The organism is Streptomyces alkaliphilus (assembly GCF_014141535.1).
Classification (GTDB): Bacteria; Actinomycetota; Actinomycetes; order Streptomycetales; family Streptomycetaceae; genus Streptomyces; species Streptomyces alkaliphilus.
On record NZ_VKHT01001591.1, the window covers coordinates 1 to 668 of the forward strand.

1 protein-coding gene is annotated in these 668 nt (G+C 68.9%); it reads right to left on the reverse strand.

Translation table 11 applies throughout. From position 1 onward, the window contains the following. The coding region (locus FNQ90_RS25845) for a PadR family transcriptional regulator (RefSeq protein ID WP_182608520.1) at positions 1-420 on the reverse strand (420 nt) is incomplete at its 3' end. Positions 421-668: the final 248 nt, after the last annotated feature.

The window sequence follows — 668 nt, forward strand, 5'->3', positions numbered from 1 at the left end:
CCCATCGCCCGCCAGAGCACGGGCCTTGAGGCGGGTGTAGTCCTGCATGGCCCGCAGGGTGTGGTGGCGCTGGGCCTGGATGATGGCGGCCACATCGACTTCGGGAGCGGTGACGGCCATGGCGAGTTTGATGGCCAACTCGTCGCGGGCCGGTTGGGTGCGGTTCACGGGCTGCCCGTACCACTCGGCGAGCCGACGCCTCCCCTCTTCCGTGATGGCGTAGGGCTGTTGACGGCCATCGGCCTCCTCGTCCACCGCGGTGATCAACCCGTCGCGCTCCAGGCGTCCCAGGGTCGTGTAGACCTGACCGATGTTCAGCGGCCAGGTGGAGCCGGTGCAGGACTCGAACTCGGTGCGCAGCTGAGCGCCATGGCGCGGACCGTGCTCGAGGAGGGCGAGGAGCCCGTAGGGGATCGACATACCGAGTATGTATACCGAGTATGGTGGAGGGTGCGCAAGGGCCGTTTCGAGCCCTCACTCGAATGAGTGGACGAAGTCGGGAAAAGGGTTGGGAGCCCTCTCGATGCGGGATCACCGACTCGGCACCGCGGGAAGCGGAAGCGCCCCGACGTCACGGGCACGGGAACACCGCCACAGGAGCGGGCGGGGGCCACGCCGCACGCGGGGAAAGACGCGGGGCCAGGCGCGGAAGAGGAGGCGGGAGAGGG